This window comes from Streptomyces sp. NPDC037421 (genome assembly GCF_055602105.1).
This window is the reverse complement of sequence record NZ_JBVJWV010000016.1, coordinates 79,252-95,681: the sequence shown is the minus strand read 5'-3', so window position 1 is coordinate 95,681 and position 16,430 is coordinate 79,252. Positions and strand designations below refer to the sequence as shown.

Here is a 16,430-nt window from a genome sequence, read left to right as displayed (position 1 = left end):
CGCAGACGTCCCCCTGATCCAGGAGAGCCCGGAAACGTGGAACCCCTCTACACGCTTGCCCTCGGCCCCGAGTGGCTGTCCCCGGAGTACCTGATCGGGCACTTCGGCCTGATCGGCATCCTGGTCATCGTCTTCGCGGAATCGGGCTTCTTCGCGTTCCTGCCCGGCGACTCCCTGCTGTTCACGGCGGGCCTCTTCGTCGCCAGCGGCGACATCAGCCAGCCGCTGTGGCTGGTCTGCACGATGATCGCGGCCTCCGCGATCCTCGGCGACCAGGTCGGCTACCTGCTCGGCAAGTTCTTCGGCCCCAAGCTGTTCAACCGGCCGAACAGCAAGGTCTTCAAGAAGGAGAACCTGGACGCCGCGCACGACTTCATGGAGAAGCACGGCCCCAAGGCGATCGTGCTGGCCCGCTTCGTCCCGATCATCCGCACGTTCGCGCCCATGGTGGCCGGCGCCAGCGCGATGAAGTACCGGACCTTCCTGACCTTCAACGTCATCGGCGGCATCCTCTGGGGCGCGGGCGTCACCGTCCTCGGCTACCAGCTGGGCCAGTTCGAGGTCATCAAGAAGAACGTCGAGCCGATCTTCATCGGCATCGTGCTGATCTCGGTGATCCCGGTGATCTTCGAGGTGCTGAAGGCCCGCAAGACGAAGAAGGCCGAGGCGGCCGCCGCCCCTGCGCAGCCCGGCTACCCGCAGCAGGAGCAGCCGCCGGCCCCCGGCCAGCGCGGCCGCCACGCCAAGCGCTGACACCCGGCCAAGCCCCTGGAATCCCCCCGTACGCCCCGGAGACCGCCCGTCTCCGGGGCGTACGCGTACCCGGGGCCGTGGGCCCCAGGGCCTCAGAAGCCGCGGGTCCGCTTCGCCGCGGCCCGGCGCTTGGCCGCGCTGCGCGCCCCGGGGATCCGCATGAAGAGCCGTGAGGTCTCGGAACCGAGGTTCACTCCGATCGCGATCGCGAGCGCGATGGCGGCGGCGTTGGTGAGCGAGGCGAGCCCCGCGTCGAGCCGGTTCTCGGCGATCGAGAGGAGCCCGAAGTACGTGGCCGAACCCGGCAGCAGCGGCCCGATCGCGGCCGTCACGTACGGGAGGGCGGAGGCGAACCGGTAGCGCGAGAAGAGCTGCCCGAACAGGCCGACCAGGCCGGCCGCGATGGCCGTGGACGGCACCGGCGGCAGCTCGGCGGCGCGCAGCGCGCCGAAGGTCACCCAGGCGACCCCGCCGTTGAGGGTCACGATCCACACCGTGGAGCGCTCCTGCTGGAGCAGGATCGCGAACGTGAACACCAGGACCATCGAGGCGAGGATCTGGAGCACCGGGCGGTGCGGGATCTGGAGCACCTCGTCCGGGTTCGGCGAGGCGCCGAACTGGAGACCGACGTAGATCACCACCAGCACGCCGACGATGATCCCGATGAAGAGGTACATGACCTCCAGCAGGCGGGCGGAGGCGGTGATGTAGAAGCCGGTCAGTCCGTCCTGCACGGCCGCGACCAGGGCCCGTCCGGGCAGCAGGGCGAACAGGCCGCCGGTGATCACGGCGGAGGAGCGGACGTCGATCTCGGCGATCTTCAGGGCCACCCCGATGGCGGCCGGCGGCATCGCGGCGACGACGAACTGGTAGAACTCGGGCAGCCCGCGGTCGGCGAAGTACCAGGCGAGGCGGTCGCCGAGGACGGCCCCGAGGGCGGCGCAGAAGAAGACGGTCACCCCGCCGCCGACCAGGATGGAGGCGGCCCCGGCGAGCAGCCCGGCGGCGGCGGTGAGCACCCAGGTGGGGTACGGGTGGCGGTTGCGCCGGATCACGGCGAGGCGGCGGTAGGCCTCCTCCAGGGAGACCTCGACCTCGGGCGCGCTGATGTCGTCGACCAGCCGGAAGACGGCGGCGAGGCGGGTGTAGTCGGTGCCGCGGCGGCGCACGGTGCGCTGCACGGAGACGGGGTCGCCGACCAGGGAGGGCTGGTGGGTGATCGACAGCAGGGTGAAGGTGACGGTGGGCTCGCAGCGGTCGAGCCCGTAGGAGCGGGCCACCGCGAACATCGCGGCCTCCACGTCCTCGGCGCCCTCGCCGCCCGCGAGCAGCAGCTCGCCGATGCGCAGGGTGAGGTCGAGCACGCGGCCGACGGCGGGGCCGGACTCGCTCTGCCGCTGGACCGTCTCGGGGACCGGCCGGACGTCCACCGGCATGCGCAGCATCGTGCGCATCCGGTCCTGCCAGGGGGAGGAGGCGGGGAAGCCGTGGGCCGGGAGGGGGGTGTGGGCGGGCGGGGACTGGCTGGCGCTGTAGGTGGCCGGGGCGGCGAACGCGGAGCCCTCGGCTTCGGCGGGGGGAGTGGTGGTGCCCTCAGGCAGGGCGAACTCGGAAGTGGGCTGGTCCTCGACCGGAACCTCAGGCTCCATCCCGGGCGGCGGGGTGAAGGCGCTGCGCGCCTCGTCGGACGCGGGTTTCTTGTCCGCTGCCCCTTCGGCCTCCGCCACGCATCCTCCCACCCTTGATCACCTGGCGGTATCAGTATGCGGAATCGTTTCGTCCATGGCGAAGCGGGGCGGCCGGGAACGCCGCAGCGGGCGGCGCCCCCGTGGGGGTGCCGCCCGCTGCGGTCAGGCGTTGCCGAGCGGCGGAGCTCAGTGGTGGCCGCCCTGCGCCTCCAGGCGCTTGTACGAGGCCTCGATCTCGGCCTCGGCCTCGGTGCGGCCGACCCAGTTCGCGCCCTCGACGGACTTGCCCGGCTCCAGGTCCTTGTAGACCTCGAAGAAGTGCTGGATCTCCAGGCGGTCGAACTCGGAGATGTGGTGGATGTCGCGCAGGTGCTCGACACGCGGGTCGGAGGCCGGCACGCACAGCAGCTTGTCGTCGCCGCCCGCCTCGTCCGTCATGCGGAACATGCCGATCGCGCGGCACTTGATCAGGCAGCCCGGGAAGGTCGGCTCGTCAAGGATGACCAGCGCGTCCAGCGGGTCGCCGTCCTCGCCGAGGGTGTTCTCGACGAAGCCGTAGTCCGTCGGGTAGCTGGTCGAGGTGAAGAGGCGACGGTCCAGGCGGATCCGGCCGGTCTCGTGGTCCACCTCGTACTTGTTCCGCGAACCCTTGGGGATCTCGATGGTGACGTCGAACTCCACGTCCTGCTCCTCCATGATCAGCTCCGGCCCAGTGCCGAAGCTTGACTGCTTCGAGACGGCATTTTGATTCAAATGCGTGCGCGTCCGGCCCAGCCCTGCGGGTGGGGTGCCATGCTCGCGGCAAGACGCAGTGATTAAGTGTCCCTCACGCATATGTGTGATCGCGAAAGGGGCTGGTCCGAGGTGCCATTGGTCAAGACGTGGCAGCTCATCGCGGGGTCGGCCGTCGCCGGCCTCGCCCTGTCGGCCGCGGCGGTCGCCACCGCCGGTCCTTGGGACTCCGGCCAGCGTAAGGCCGAGCGGGACAGGGCCGCCTCCTGGAGCCGGACGGGTGGCGCAGATCACGCCGCCGGGGGCCTCCCGCAGGCCGCGCCCAGTGCTCCCGGGGTGCTGCCCCGGCTCGCCCCGCGCCCGAACGCCGGCGGAGCCGCGCTCGCCGGGGCCCTCGCGCCCCTGCTCGCGGACCCCGCGCTGGGCACCGCACGCGGGGCCTCGGTGGTCGACGTCGCGACGGGACAGGTGCTCTACGAAGCCGGGGCGGGCGACGCCATGACCCCGGCCTCCACCGTCAAGATCGCCACCGCGAGCGCCGCCCTGGCCGCGCTCGGGCCCGAACACCGGATCCGGACCACCGTGGCCCCCGGAGCCGGCCCCGGGGAGATCGTCCTGGTCGGCGGCGGCGACCCGTCCCTCACCGCCAAGAAGAAGAGCCCCGCCGGCTCCGGCGGCAGCCTGGTGGCCCTCGCCGCCGACACCGCCCAGGCCCTCAAGGCCGCCGGCACCGACACCGTGACCCTCGGTTACGACGACTCCCTCTACACCGGAGCCGTCCTCCACCCCATTCGCGTCACCGCCAACGACAACGCCAACATCGCCCCCGTCACCGCCCTCACCGCCGACGAGGGCCGCCCCGACGACTCCACCTCCGGGCCCGTCGCGCGCACCGACGACCCCTCAAGGGACACCGCCCGCGCCTTCGCCGCCCTGCTGCGGGACCGCGGCATCAAGGTGGGCGGCGAACCGGCCAGGGCGAAGGCCCCCGCCGGGACCCAGCCGCTGGCCACCACCCTCTCCACCCCCCTCGCCGGGCTCGTCGAGCGGATGCTGACCAACAGCGACAACGACATCGCCGAGGCCCTCGCCCGCCAGACCGCCCTCGCCGCCGGCCAGCCCGCCAGCTTCGAGGGCGCCGAGAAGGCCGTCTCCGACAAGCTGGCCTCCCTCGGCGTCGACCTCACCGGCTCCCGCTTCGCCGACGGCAGCGGCCTCAACCGCGCCGACAAGGTGAGCACCCGCCTCCTGACGGGCCTGCTCGTCAAGGCCGCCGACCCCCGCCGCCCCGAGCTGCGGCCGGTCCTCACCGGACTGCCCGTCGCGGGCTTCACCGGCACCCTGCGCACCCGCAACGCCGGCGACTCCCCGGCAGCGGGCCTGGTCCGGGCCAAGACGGGCACCCTGACCGGCGTGTACTCCCTGGCCGGGACCGCCGTCGACCCGTCCGGGCGCCTGCTCGCCTTCGCCTTCCTGACCGCGAACGCCCCCGACAAACCCGCCGCCGAGAAGGGCCTCGACAAACTGGCCGCCGCCGTCGCCGCCACTTCGTAGCTCATCGGGCCGCAGAGGGGGATCCGCCGCGGCGCGGGTCCACGTACGGTTGACGCATGACGAGCATCGGTGGTGCGGAGATGGTCGACTGGAACCTCGCGGTGGCGACCGCGACCCGGCTGGTGAGGCCGGGTCCGGAGGTCAGCCGCGACGAGGCCCGGGCCGTGGTGGCGGAGCTCCGCCGGCACGCCAGGACCTCCGAGGAGCACGTGCGCGCGTTCACCCGGATGATCCCCGAGGGCTCCCCCCTCCCCGACACCCCCGTCCTCGTCGTCGACCGGGCCGGCTGGGTCAGGGCCAACGTCGCGGGCTTCCGCGAACTGCTCGGCCCGCTCCTCGGCAAGATGCAGGACCGCCGCTCCGCCACCCCCGGCGGCGCCGTCATCGGCGCGGTCGGCGGCAAGGTCACCGGCGTCGAGCTGGGCATGCTGCTCAGCTTCCTGTCCTCCCGCGTGCTCGGCCAGTACGAGACCTTCGCGCCCGGCGGCCCCGACCTGCCGGGCGGCGCCGCCACCGGCGGCAGGCTGCTGCTCGTCGCGCCGAACATCGTGCACGTCGAGCGCGAGCTGGACGTGGACCCGCACGACTTCCGGCTCTGGGTCTGCCTGCACGAGGAGACGCACCGCACCCAGTTCACCGCCGTCCCCTGGCTGCGCGCCCACCTGGAGGGCGAGATCCAGACCTTCCTCGGCGCCACCGAGCTGGAGCCCGGAGCCGTCCTGGAGCGGCTGCGCGAAGCCGTCCAGTCCTTCGCCGGAGCCCGCGCCGAGGGCGAACGCGGCGACGAGGGCCCCTCGCTGGTCGAACTCGTCCAGACCCCCGAACAGCGCGAGGTGCTCGCCCGGCTCACCGCCGTCATGTCCCTGCTGGAGGGCCACGCCGACTTCGTCATGGACGGCGTCGGACCCGAGGTCGTGCCCTCCGTCGCCGAGATCCGGGAGAAGTTCCAGCAGCGCCGGGCCAGCGGCGCGGGCCGCCTCGACGCCGCCCTGCGCAAGCTCCTGGGCCTCGACGCCAAGCTGCGCCAGTACCGCGACGGCGAGCGCTTCGTACGGGCCGTCGTCGGCCAGGTCGGCATGGACGGCTTCAACCGGGTGTGGACCTCGCCCAACACCCTGCCGACCAAGACCGAGATCGCCCGCCCCGCGGACTGGGTGGCCCGGGTCCACCGCAAGGGGGGCACGCAGAGCGAAGAAAGGTGAAGCAGGAGGCGTAAACATGTCTCACTGGGGGAAGCAGCATCACCCTTCCGAGGGACCGTGAGCCGTGGAAGGGCGTGCGATGCTCGGGGAACGGCTCGGTTCTGTCACCATCGACGCACTCTGAGTGACATTCCGCATCTCCCCCCGCGCAACACCCGAAGCCTCCGAGCATCCGAACTCCACGAAGGGCACCGGACATGGGTCCCCATCCTGCGGTCGCGGCGATACGCCTGGCGGTCCGCCGCGTACTCCACGACGTCCTCACCGACCTCACCGACATCCCCCGCCCCCGCGCGGCGGGCGCCCAGCCCCTCGTCCTCGTCGCCTGCTCCGGCGGCGCGGACTCCATGGCGCTCGCCTCCGCCCTCGCCTTCGAGGCCCCCAAGCTCGGAATCCGGGCGGGCGGCATCACCGTCGACCACGGCCTCCAGGTCGGCTCCGACCTGCGCGCCGCGGAGGTCGTGACCCGGATGACCGCGCTCCGCCTCGACCCGGTGGAGTCCGTCGCCGTGCGCGTCGGCCGCGAGGGCGGACCCGAGGCCGCCGCGCGCGACGCCCGCTACGCCGCCCTGGACGAGGCCGCGGACCGGCTCGGAGCCTGCGCCGTGCTGCTCGGACACACCCGTGACGACCAGGCTGAAACCGTCCTGCTGGGCCTCGCCCGCGGTTCCGGCATCCGCTCGCTCTCCGGCATGGCCGAGGTCTCCGGCGGCCCCGGCCGCACCAACCGCTACCGGCGGCCCTTCCTCCAGGTCGACCGGCAGACCGCCCGCAAGGCCTGCATGGTCCAGTCCCTGCCCGTCTGGGACGACCCGCACAACCTCGACCCCGCCTACACCCGCTCCCGGCTGCGCCACGAGGGACTGCCCGCCCTGGAGAAGGCGCTCGGCAAGGGAGTCGTGGAAGCGCTCGCCCGCACCGCCCAGCTCTCCCGGGACGACGCCGACGCCCTCGACGCCTGGGCCGCCGACGCCGAGGCGGGCGTGCGCGACGAGGACGGCCGCCTGGAGTGCGCCAAGCTGTACGCGCTGCCCCCGGCCGTCCGCCGCCGGGTGCTGCGCCGGGCCGTGGTCGCGGCGGGCTCCCCCGCCGGCTCGCTCTTCGCCCGCCACATCGAGGAAGTCGACCGCCTCATCACCGGATGGCGGGGCCAGGGCGCCATCAACCTGCCCGGCCGCGTCGAGGCCCAGCGGCAGGGTGGCAGACTTGTCATCCGGCAGGGCTGATTGGTGCTGAAACACGGCTGAGTCCTCCGGGGGCACCCCCGGAGCCCCGGCCGACAACGAAAGTGATGCGGGTGGACGAGAAGGACATGGGCAACGACCTCCAGTCGGTGCTCATCACCAAGGAAGAGATCGACGCGAAGCTGGCCGAGCTGGCCGCGAAGATCGACGCGGAGTACGCGGGCAAGGACCTGCTCATCGTCGGTGTGCTCAAGGGCGCCGTGATGGTGATGGCGGACCTGGCGCGCGCCTTGTCCACCCCGCTCACCATGGACTGGATGGCGGTGTCCTCGTACGGCGCCGGGACCCAGTCCTCGGGCGTGGTGCGGATCCTCAAGGACCTCGACACCGACATCAAGGACAAGCACGTCCTGATCGTCGAGGACATCATCGACTCGGGCCTGACCCTGTCCTGGCTGCTGTCGAACCTCGGCTCCCGCCAGCCGGCCTCCCTCAAGGTCGTCACGCTGCTGCGCAAGCCCGAGGCCGCGAAGGTCGCCATCGACGTCGAGTGGGTCGGCTTCGACATCCCGAACGAGTTCGTCGTCGGCTACGGCCTCGACTACGCGGAGAAGTACCGCAACCTGCCGTTCGTCGGCACGCTCGCCCCGCACGTCTACGGCGGCTGACCCCGGCCGTCAAGGACGCCGTCACCGGCGGCGCCCCCGGGGGAACCCGGGGGCGGTTCCCGACGTTGGAGCTTGGGAAGGCGGGTCTGTCAGCCGTCCCACGAGGCCGCGGGTGACAATACAGAGGTACATTCCGAAGAACAGTCTTTACTCACAGCAGCATTTACCTACGGGCAGGAGGGACGGGGTGCCCGGCACCCCGTATGGATGGACGTGAAGCGATACTTCCGTGGGCCGGTCATGTGGATCGTGCTGGCCGTCCTCGCCGTGGTCGTGTTGATGAACGTCGTCGGCTCCGGCGGCGGCTACAAGTCGGTGGAGACCAGCGAGGTCATCAAGGCGATCAACAGTGGCCAGGTGGACAGCGCCAAGCTGACCACCGGTGACAGCCAGATGATCAAGATCGAGCTGAAGAAGGGCCAGAAGCTCGGCAACAACAGCGGCACCAAGTTCCAGGCCAACTACATCGGGGACCAGGGCGTCCAGCTCGCCCAGAACCTCCAGAACAAGTACGAAGCCGGTCAGATCCCGGACGGCTACTCCGTCACGCCGGACAAGACCAGCCCGTTCCTGAGCGTGCTGCTCTCGCTCCTGCCCTTCGTCCTCATCGTCGTCGTCTTCCTGTTCCTGATGAACCAGATGCAGGGCGGCGGCTCCCGGGTCATGAACTTCGGCAAGTCCAAGGCGAAGCTCATCACCAAGGACACCCCGAAGACGACGTTCGCCGACGTCGCGGGCTCGGACGAGGCCGTCGAGGAGCTCCACGAGATCAAGGAGTTCCTCCAGGAGCCGGCGAAGTTCCAGGCCGTCGGCGCCAAGATCCCCAAGGGCGTGCTGCTCTACGGCCCGCCCGGCACCGGCAAGACCCTGCTCGCGCGTGCCGTCGCGGGCGAGGCCGGCGTTCCCTTCTACTCGATCTCCGGTTCCGACTTCGTCGAGATGTTCGTCGGTGTCGGTGCCTCGCGCGTCCGTGACCTGTTCGAGCAGGCCAAGGCCAACGCGCCGGCGATCGTCTTCGTCGACGAGATCGACGCCGTCGGCCGGCACCGCGGTGCGGGTCTCGGCGGCGGCCACGACGAGCGCGAGCAGACCCTCAACCAGCTCCTGGTCGAGATGGACGGCTTCGACGTGAAGGGCGGCGTCATCCTGATCGCCGCCACGAACCGCCCCGACATCCTCGACCCGGCACTGCTGCGCCCGGGCCGCTTCGACCGCCAGATCGCGGTCGACCGGCCGGACATGCAGGGCCGTCTGGAGATCCTCAAGGTCCACCAGAAGGGCAAGCCGGTCGCCCCGGACGTCGACCTCTCGGCCGTCGCCCGCCGCACCCCCGGCTTCACCGGTGCCGATCTGTCCAACGTCCTGAACGAGGCCGCGCTCCTCACGGCCCGCTCGGACAAGAAGCTGATCGACAACCACATGCTGGACGAGGCGATCGACCGCGTCGTGGCGGGCCCGCAGAAGCGGACCCGGATCATGTCGGACAGGGAAAAGAAGATCACCGCGTACCACGAGGGCGGACACGCCCTGGTCGCGGCGGCCTCCCCGAACTCCGACCCGGTCCACAAGATCACGATCCTGTCCCGCGGCCGGGCCCTGGGCTACACCATGGTCCTGCCCGACGAGGACAAGTACTCGACCACGCGCAACGAGATGCTCGACCAGCTCGCCTACATGCTGGGCGGGCGCGCGGCGGAGGAACTGGTCTTCCACGACCCGACCACCGGCGCCGCGAACGACATCGAGAAGGCCACGGCGACGGCCCGCGCGATGGTCACCCAGTACGGCATGACCGAGCGCCTCGGCGCGATCAAGTTCGGCGGGGACAACACCGAGCCGTTCCTGGGCCGCGAGATGTCGCACCCGCGGGACTACTCGGAAGAGGTCGCGGCGCTGGTCGACGAAGAGGTCAAGAAGCTCATCGAGACCGCGCACAACGAGGCCTGGGAGATCCTGGTCGAGAACCGGGACGTCCTGGACAACCTCGTCCTCGCGCTCCTGGAGAAGGAGACGCTGGGCAAGGAGGAGATCGCCGAGATCTTCTCCACGATCGTGAAGCGTCCGGCCCGTCCGGCGTGGACCGGTTCCTCCCGCCGTACCCCCTCCACCCGTCCGCCGGTGCTCTCTCCCAAGGAGCTCCAGCTGACGAACTCCGCGAACGGCACCTCGGCGGCAGCCGCGGCGCCGGTCTCCACGGAGAAGGGCATCGAGGTGGCCCCGGAGGACCGCCCCGAAGCCTGACCCACCCGGAATGGAAGCCGCGCCCCCCAGGTTCTAGCCTGGGGGGCGCGGCACATTTGTACGAAGCCGCGCGTGCGCACAGGAACGAGGATGAGATGACCGACCCAGTGACCCTGACCGGTGGCGAGGGCACGATCGGCGAGTTCGACGAGAAGCGCGCCGAGGCGGCCGTCCGCGAGCTCCTGATCGCGGTCGGCGAGGACCCGGAGCGCGAAGGCCTCCTGGAGACCCCGGCGCGCGTGGCGCGGGCGTACAGGGAGATATTCGCCGGCCTCTACCAGAAGCCCGAAGAGGTACTGACCACGACGTTCGACCTCGGCCACGACGAGATGGTCCTGGTGAAGGACATCGAGGTCATGAGCTCGTGCGAACACCATCTGGTCCCGTTCCACGGCGTGGCCCACGTCGGCTACATCCCGTCCACGGACGGCAAGATCACCGGCCTGTCCAAGCTGGCCCGCCTGGTGGACGTCTTCGCCCGCCGCCCCCAGGTCCAGGAGCGGCTGACCACGCAGATCGCCGACTCCCTGATGGAGATCCTGGACCCGCGCGGCTGCATCGTGGTCATCGAGTGCGAGCACATGTGCATGACCATGCGCGGCGTCCGCAAGCCCGGCGCCAAGACCATCACCTCGGCGGTCCGCGGCCAGCTCCGCGACCCCGCGACCCGCAACGAGGCCATGAGCCTGATCATGGCGCGCTGAGCCCGTGACGGAGCGGGCGGCCGGGGAGGCCGTCTGGGAGCCGCTGAGCGAGGACGTCCGGCGCACCCTGGAGCTGCTGCTCGACGGCGCGTCCGACGTCCACCGGGGCCTGCGGGCGCAGATCCCGTACGCCGAGATGCGCGACAGCGGCTGCTCCTGCCCCTGCGCGTACCTGCGGGTGGACGCGGACGCCGTGCCGGCCGCGCCGACGGGCCGGCGCTTCGGCCCCGTGGCGGGGGCCTCCCTGATCGGCCCGGACGGCGGCTACGACGGCGAGGCGACCCTGTTCGCCTTCGAGGGCGCCCTGGCGGACCTCCAGTTCTGCGACTGGGAGGACCGCGGGCCCGGGCCGCGCCCGCTCTGGGAGTGGCTGGGGCACCGCTACGAGTAGCCCCCGGCGGGCTCAGGCCGTGGCGCGGGCCTTGCCCGGGTCGTCGTCCTCGGGGAGCTTCAGCACGTGCTCCAGGAACAGCGCGGCGGCGACCACGGCGGCTCCGGCGATGACCGAGCCGCCCGCGTACCAGGCCTGGTCGCGGCGGGCGGGGACGTCCAGGGCGTCGGTGAGCAGGAAGACGCCCACACCGCCGTACATGCCCGCGACCAGGGCCGCGACCAGGGCGCTCGCCTGGCCGAAGACCACCGCCCGGGCCGCCATCAGCGGCTCCACGCCCTTCGCCCCCGGGCGGCGCTCCCGCTGGGCCTTGAGGCGGGCGCGCATCGACAAGGCCGTCGCCAGCAGGACGGCGGCGATCACCGCCAGCACGATCGGCGCGGCCAGCGGGACGCCCGGCAGGGTGCCGTACGCGTTCCACAGGCGGGCGCCCGCCCAGGACAGCACCCCGGCGATCGCGAAGATGCCCGCCAGGACCGCCGGCCTCAGTTGCTTCACTTGCCCGTCCCCTGTTCAGTGGCTGCTACCTGAACACGCTAACGGCTATTCCGGCAGGCGGAGTTCCAGGTCGGGGCGCGCCGTGACACCGGTGAGGCCGATCGTGGCCAGCAGCTCCGCGACGGGGCCGCGGCCGGGCAGCTGGGCCCCGGGGTCGATGTCGTGCCAGGGGGCCAGCACGAAGGACCTCAGGTGCGCCCGGGGGTGCGGCAGGGTGAGGACGGGGTCGTCGGAGACCACGTCGGCGTACGTCACGATGTCGACGTCGATCGTGCGCGGCCCCCAGCGCTCCTCGCGGACGCGGTCGAAGGCCTCCTCGATCGCGTGGGCCCGCTCCAGCAGGGAGGAGGGCGGCAGGGTCGTCTTCAGGGCGACGACGGCGTTCAGGTACGAGGGCTGCGAGCCGGGCTCGACGCCCCACGGCTCCGTCTCGTAGACCGGGGAGACGGCCTTGACCCGCAGTCCCGGGGTGTCGCCGAGGGCGTCGATGGCCCCCTGGAGGGTGTCCAGGCGGTTGCCGAGGTTCGCGCCGAGCGCGACGACGGCCCATTTGGGGTTGGACAGGGTGGTGTCCGCCGCGTCGACCGCCTCGACGACGGAGGCGGGTACCGGCTGGACGGTGGGGTCGCTCTGGGCGCTCAGTCCGTTGTTCATGCGCGGCTCCGGGTGATCGTGATGGTCACGTCGTCGAAGGGGACGGTGATCGGCGCGTCCGGCTTGTGGACGACGACCTCCACCTGTGCCACAGCCTCGTGCTTGAGGCACTGCTGGGCGATCCGCTCGGCGAGGGTCTCGATCAGGTCCACGGGCTCGCCCTGGACCACGTCCACGACCTCCTCGGCCACGACCCCGTAGTGCACGGTCTTGGCCAGGTCGTCACCGGCCGCGGCCGGGCGGGTGTCCAGGTGCAGCACGAGGTCGACGATGAAGGTCTGGCCCTCTTCGCGTTCCCGGGGGAAGACGCCGTGGTGCCCGCGAGCCTTGAGGCCGCGCAGCGCGACACGATCCACGCGAATCACTCCTGCTTTCGTAGGTGCTTCCGGTCCCGGGACTCCCCGGGGCCATGGGCCTACGCCGAGTGCGGTCGGCGTCGTCCACCTTCGAATTTACCTGCGATAAACCTCGGGCCCCGCCCTAGGGGTCAGCCGGAGCCCTCTTCTTCCTCGTCATCGGAGTCCGTGAGGACCGGAGAACCGTGGTGGGACCAGAGGCGCCAGCCCTCCGGTGTGCGTCGGAACACATTCGTGGCGACGACCAGCTGACCGACCAGCGGGCCCAGTTCCCCGGCCTCCTGCGAGGGGCCCCCGCTGAGGATGTTCTCGGTGCAGGTGACCAGGGCGGTGTCACCTATGAGGGCCACCTTGGTGTCGGTCAGGAAGAACTGGATGTACTCGGTGTGGGACATGATCAGCGCGTACGAGCGCAGCACCTCGCCCCGCCCCGAGAGCACCGGCCATCCGGGGTGGACGCAGGAGATCTCGTCCTCCAGCCAGAGCGCCGACAGCGTGTCGAAGTCCCCCTGCTCCATGGCCGCGTAGAAGGCCGTGTTGGCCTCTTCGACGGCTTCGATGTCGGTACGGCTCACCGTGCCCCTTCCCTGTACGTCCGGCGGGTGTGCGTCGGGCGGGTCACAGAGCCCCTTCCACTGCGCGGGCCACCCGAACCGCGTCCGCGGTCGCCCGTACCTCGTGCACCCGTACGGCCCAGGCGCCCTGGTGCGCGGCGATGGCCGAGACGGCGGCCGTGGCGGCGTCCCGCTCGCGGGCGGGCGGCGGGGCGGTGTCGGCGGCGCCGGCCAGGACCCGGCCGAGGAAGCGCTTGCGGGAGGCGGCGACGAGGAGCGGGAAGCCGAGGGCGCGCAGCTCGGGGAGGCGGGCGACGAGGGCGAGGTCGTGCTCGGCGTTCTTGGCGAAGCCGAGGCCGGGGTCGACGACGATCCGCTCGGGGGCGATGCCGCCGGAGACGACGGCGTCGATGCGGGTGCGGAGTTCGGCGGTGACCTCCGCGAGGACGTCGTCGTAGACGGCGAGGCTGTTCATGTTGTCGCTGAAGCCGCGCCAGTGCATGACCACGAAGGGGACCTCGGCGGCGGCGACGGCCGGGATCATCCCGGGGTCGGCGAGGCCGCCGGAGACGTCGTTGACGAGCGTGGCGCCGGCGGCCACCGCCTGGGCGGCGACGGCCGCGCGCATGGTGTCCACGGAGACGGTGACGCCCTCGGAGGCCAGGCCCCGGACGACGGGCACGACCCGGCGGAGCTCTTCCTCGGCGTCGACGCGGGTGGCTCCGGGGCGGGTGGACTCGCCGCCGACGTCGACGAGGTCGGCGCCCTGGGCGACGAGTTCGAGGCCGCGCTTGACCGCCGCGGTGGTGTCGAACCACCGGCCGCCGTCGGAGAAGGAGTCCGGGGTGACGTTGACGACGCCCATGACCGCGCAGCGGTCCCAGTCGGGCAGCCCTGTGACGTTGCCCCTGGGGGCCGGCCCGAGGTTGCTGTTCATGGGCTCCAGGGTAGAGCCCTTGCCCTGGCCGGGCGGTTGCGCGGTGTGCCGCGGCGCGGGCTGCTCCCCGCCCCACCCTTCGCCCGTTCCCCGGGGCGTTGCCCCGGACCCCTTTCTGGGGGCTCCGCCCCCAGACCCTGCCCCAGCTACCGCTGGGAGGTGCCCCCAGCGCCTCAAACGCCGGCGATTGGGGCGAGAACGGGTGAAGGGCGGGGAGGGGCCGGCCCCGCGCAGCGGCACGGCACCCGCACACGCCCACCGGCCCCGGATGCGCGAACCGGCCCCGCCCCGGCCACGCCGGACGGAGTCCGGCGCAGCGGCGCGAAGCCGGTGAGGCGCCCCAGGCGCCGAGCCGCGCGAGCGGCGCGTCGAAAAGGCGGGGGCTAGGCGGCCTGGACCTCGCGGTCCTGCTGGACGGGGACCTTGGCCGGGTGGACCGTGTGGGTGCAGGTGCGGACCGGCTTGGGACGGCGGCGGCTGGCGAAGAGGCGGGGGAGGGCCAGGGTGACGAAGCCCTCCGCCTGCATCACGGCGAAGCCGATGCGCGGCAGGTCGCGGTGGTGCCGGTAGACCATGAAGCGCGGCTCCCAGCGGGGGCGGAACTTCTCGTTGAACTTGTACAGCGACTCGATCTGGAACCAGCGCGACAGGAAGACGAGCAGGCCGCGCCAGGCCCGCAGCACCGGGCCGGCGCCGATCTTCTCGCCGCGGGCCAGGGCCGCGCGGAACATCGCGAAGTTCAGGGAGACCTTCTCGATGTTCAGCTCGGGGGCCTGCTGGAGGGAGGCGACGATCAGCAGCTCGTTCATGCCGGGGTCGGCTCCACGGTCGCGGCGCATCATCTCCAGCGACATGCCGTCCTTGCCCCACGGCACGAAGTGCTGGATGGCCTTGAGGTCGCCGAAGGGGCTGGTGTCGCCCTCCTCCACGCGGTGCGCGGTGGCGATGATGCAGTCGCCGTCCCCCGGGTCGCCGACGCGGCCCAGGGCCATGGAGAAGCCGCGCTCGGTGTCGGTGCCGCGCCAGGCCTCGGCGGCGCCGCGTACGGCGGTCAGCTCTTCTTCGGTGAGCTCGCTGACCCGGCGGACCTTGGTGGTGTAGCCGTTGCGCTCGATGCGCTTGACCATCTGGCGGACGTTGCGCATCGGGCGGCCCGACAGGGAGAAGTCTTTGACGTCGACGATGGCCTCGTCGCCGAGTTCCAGGGCGTCCAGGCCGGTCTCGCGGGTCCAGACCTCGCCGCCGGTCTCGCTGCAGCCGACGACGGCGGGGGTCCAGGAGTGGGCCTTGGCCTCCTCCATGAACCGCTCGATGGCGCCGGGCCAGGCCTCGACGTCGCCGACCGGGTCGCCGGAGGCGAGCATCACGCCGGAGACCACGCGGTAGGTGACGGCGGCCTTGCCGCTGGGGGAGAAGACGACGGCCTTGTCGCGGCGGAGCGCGAAGTGGCCGAGGGAGTCGCGGCCGCCGTGCTTGGTGAGCAGCTCGCGCAGCTTCTCCTCGTCGTCGGAGGTGAGCCGGGCGGCCGGGTGCTCGGGGCGGAAGGCCAGGTAGATCGTGGTGACGGCGGTCAGCATGCCGAGGGCGCCGAGGGAGTAGCCGACGGTCCAGGAGACCCGGCCGGCGTAGTCGACGGGGCCCTCGAAGCCGAAGAGGCCGTAGACGACGTGGGTGATCTGCTCGTACAGGCTGGGGCGGCCGACGACCTTGCCCGGGTGCACGTTGACGATGACCAGGCCGAGGCCGATGGAGCCGGCGCTCATCAGGACGAAGTTGGCCAGGGCCTTCCAGCGGCTGCGCGGGTCCGGCAGGGCCTTGAATTCACCCTGGTGGCGCACCAGCAGCGCGAGGAGCACCGCCGAGATGACCACGCCGATGACGGAGTGGCGGTACGCGAACTGCGCGACGGCACCGGCGGGCAGCAGGATGACGGCGGCCCGCCAGGCACGGCGCTTGTGGCGCTTGAGACCGTGCGCGAGCAGCAGGAGGAGCACGCCCGCGCTGATGGAGAGGGCCGCGGCGAAGGGGCCCAGGGATCCGGGCAGCACCTCGGTGACGGCGTGGATCCGGCTGTGGCGGAATCGCGGGAACACGCCCGCCGCGATGTCCAGAAGGCCGACGATCATGACGGCCGTACCTACGAGACCGGGCACCGACTCCGGTCGTGGTCCGCGGAAGATTCGCCGGACCGTACTCGGAACCTGTCCCGACTTATCGCCATCTATCCTGCTAGACATCGCTTCCCGTTGCTCCGCGAGAGATCATGTGGCCGAAGGCCGTGACAGCCTCCGGAGTGTGGTGCGTCCACTAGGAC

The 16,430-nt window shown here is 71.7% G+C and carries 15 protein-coding genes and 1 pseudogene; 8 read left to right on the top strand and 8 right to left on the bottom strand.

The window, feature by feature from the left end; genetic code table 11:
* Positions 1-36: 36 nt before the first annotated feature.
* Positions 37-720: pseudogene (locus tag ACZ7IF_RS23060) on the top strand (DedA family protein); the annotation flags it as partial.
* A gap of 125 nt (positions 721-845) precedes the next feature.
* Here the strand turns inward: ACZ7IF_RS23060 and ACZ7IF_RS23055 are convergent.
* Together ACZ7IF_RS23055 and ACZ7IF_RS23050 are read right to left on the bottom strand one after the other, a co-directional pair.
* Positions 846-2,480 (bottom strand): threonine/serine exporter family protein, encoded by a 1,635-nt coding sequence (locus ACZ7IF_RS23055; protein WP_470974224.1) that lies wholly within the window; start codon positions 2,478-2,480, stop codon positions 846-848.
* Positions 2,481-2,627: 147 nt separating this feature from the next.
* Complete coding sequence (locus tag ACZ7IF_RS23050; RefSeq protein ID WP_361600844.1) at positions 2,628-3,122, bottom strand: inorganic diphosphatase; 495 nt, start codon at positions 3,120-3,122, stop codon at positions 2,628-2,630.
* Positions 3,123-3,305: 183 nt separating this feature from the next.
* On the opposite strand from ACZ7IF_RS23050, the gene dacB reads away from it, so the two are divergent.
* The 7 genes from dacB to ACZ7IF_RS23015 all read left to right on the top strand — a co-directional run bounded on the left by dacB (position 3,306) and on the right by ACZ7IF_RS23015 (position 11,117).
* Positions 3,306-4,727, top strand: coding sequence for a D-alanyl-D-alanine carboxypeptidase/D-alanyl-D-alanine endopeptidase (gene dacB / locus ACZ7IF_RS23045; protein ID WP_470974221.1), 1,422 nt, complete (start codon positions 3,306-3,308; stop codon positions 4,725-4,727).
* A 56-nt stretch (positions 4,728-4,783) separates the two neighbouring features.
* The gene (locus ACZ7IF_RS23040) at positions 4,784-5,929 is read left to right on the top strand and encodes a zinc-dependent metalloprotease (RefSeq protein WP_470974217.1); all 1,146 of its coding nucleotides are present in this window, start codon (positions 4,784-4,786) and stop codon (positions 5,927-5,929) included.
* A gap of 197 nt (positions 5,930-6,126) precedes the next feature.
* On the top strand, positions 6,127-7,155 hold the full coding sequence (gene tilS, locus ACZ7IF_RS23035; protein ID WP_470974214.1) for a tRNA lysidine(34) synthetase TilS: 1,029 nt from the start codon (positions 6,127-6,129) through the stop codon (positions 7,153-7,155).
* 65 nt (positions 7,156-7,220) lie between these two features.
* Positions 7,221-7,781, top strand: a complete 561-nt coding sequence (gene hpt, locus ACZ7IF_RS23030; protein WP_007264874.1) for a hypoxanthine phosphoribosyltransferase — start codon at positions 7,221-7,223, stop codon at positions 7,779-7,781.
* A gap of 207 nt (positions 7,782-7,988) precedes the next feature.
* Positions 7,989-10,022, top strand: coding sequence for an ATP-dependent zinc metalloprotease FtsH (gene ftsH / locus ACZ7IF_RS23025; protein WP_470974211.1), 2,034 nt, complete (start codon positions 7,989-7,991; stop codon positions 10,020-10,022).
* 95 nt (positions 10,023-10,117) lie between these two features.
* Positions 10,118-10,726 (top strand): GTP cyclohydrolase I FolE, encoded by a 609-nt coding sequence (gene folE / locus ACZ7IF_RS23020; protein ID WP_470974209.1) that lies wholly within the window; start codon positions 10,118-10,120, stop codon positions 10,724-10,726.
* Between the two features lie 4 nt (positions 10,727-10,730).
* A complete protein-coding gene (locus ACZ7IF_RS23015) occupies positions 10,731-11,117 on the top strand; it encodes a hypothetical protein (protein WP_470974206.1) in 387 nt (128 codons plus the stop codon).
* Positions 11,118-11,129: 12 nt separating this feature from the next.
* On the opposite strand, the gene ACZ7IF_RS23010 is transcribed toward ACZ7IF_RS23015, so the two are convergent.
* From ACZ7IF_RS23010 to ACZ7IF_RS22985, 6 genes are all read right to left on the bottom strand, one after another.
* Positions 11,130-11,615 carry a DUF3180 domain-containing protein gene (locus tag ACZ7IF_RS23010; RefSeq protein ID WP_470974204.1) on the bottom strand — a complete coding sequence of 162 codons (486 nt, stop codon included), beginning with the start codon at positions 11,613-11,615 and terminating at the stop codon, positions 11,130-11,132.
* Between the two features lie 45 nt (positions 11,616-11,660).
* Positions 11,661-12,269: a 2-amino-4-hydroxy-6-hydroxymethyldihydropteridine diphosphokinase gene (gene folK, locus ACZ7IF_RS23005; RefSeq protein WP_470974201.1), complete on the bottom strand. Its 609-nt coding sequence runs from the start codon at positions 12,267-12,269 to the stop codon at positions 11,661-11,663.
* Positions 12,266-12,625: a dihydroneopterin aldolase gene (gene folB / locus ACZ7IF_RS23000; protein ID WP_030010912.1), complete on the bottom strand. Its 360-nt coding sequence runs from the start codon at positions 12,623-12,625 to the stop codon at positions 12,266-12,268. The genes folK and folB overlap by 4 nt, the downstream gene beginning before the upstream one ends.
* Before the next feature lie 131 nt (positions 12,626-12,756).
* Positions 12,757-13,200: a nuclear transport factor 2 family protein gene (locus ACZ7IF_RS22995; RefSeq protein ID WP_470974198.1), complete on the bottom strand. Its 444-nt coding sequence runs from the start codon at positions 13,198-13,200 to the stop codon at positions 12,757-12,759.
* 43 nt (positions 13,201-13,243) lie between these two features.
* A complete protein-coding gene (folP, locus tag ACZ7IF_RS22990; RefSeq protein WP_470974195.1) occupies positions 13,244-14,116 on the bottom strand; it encodes a dihydropteroate synthase in 873 nt (290 codons plus the stop codon).
* A 383-nt stretch (positions 14,117-14,499) separates the two neighbouring features.
* A complete protein-coding gene (locus ACZ7IF_RS22985; protein ID WP_470974190.1) occupies positions 14,500-16,353 on the bottom strand; it encodes a phosphatidylglycerol lysyltransferase domain-containing protein in 1,854 nt (617 codons plus the stop codon).
* Between the last annotated feature and the right edge of the window lie 77 nt (positions 16,354-16,430).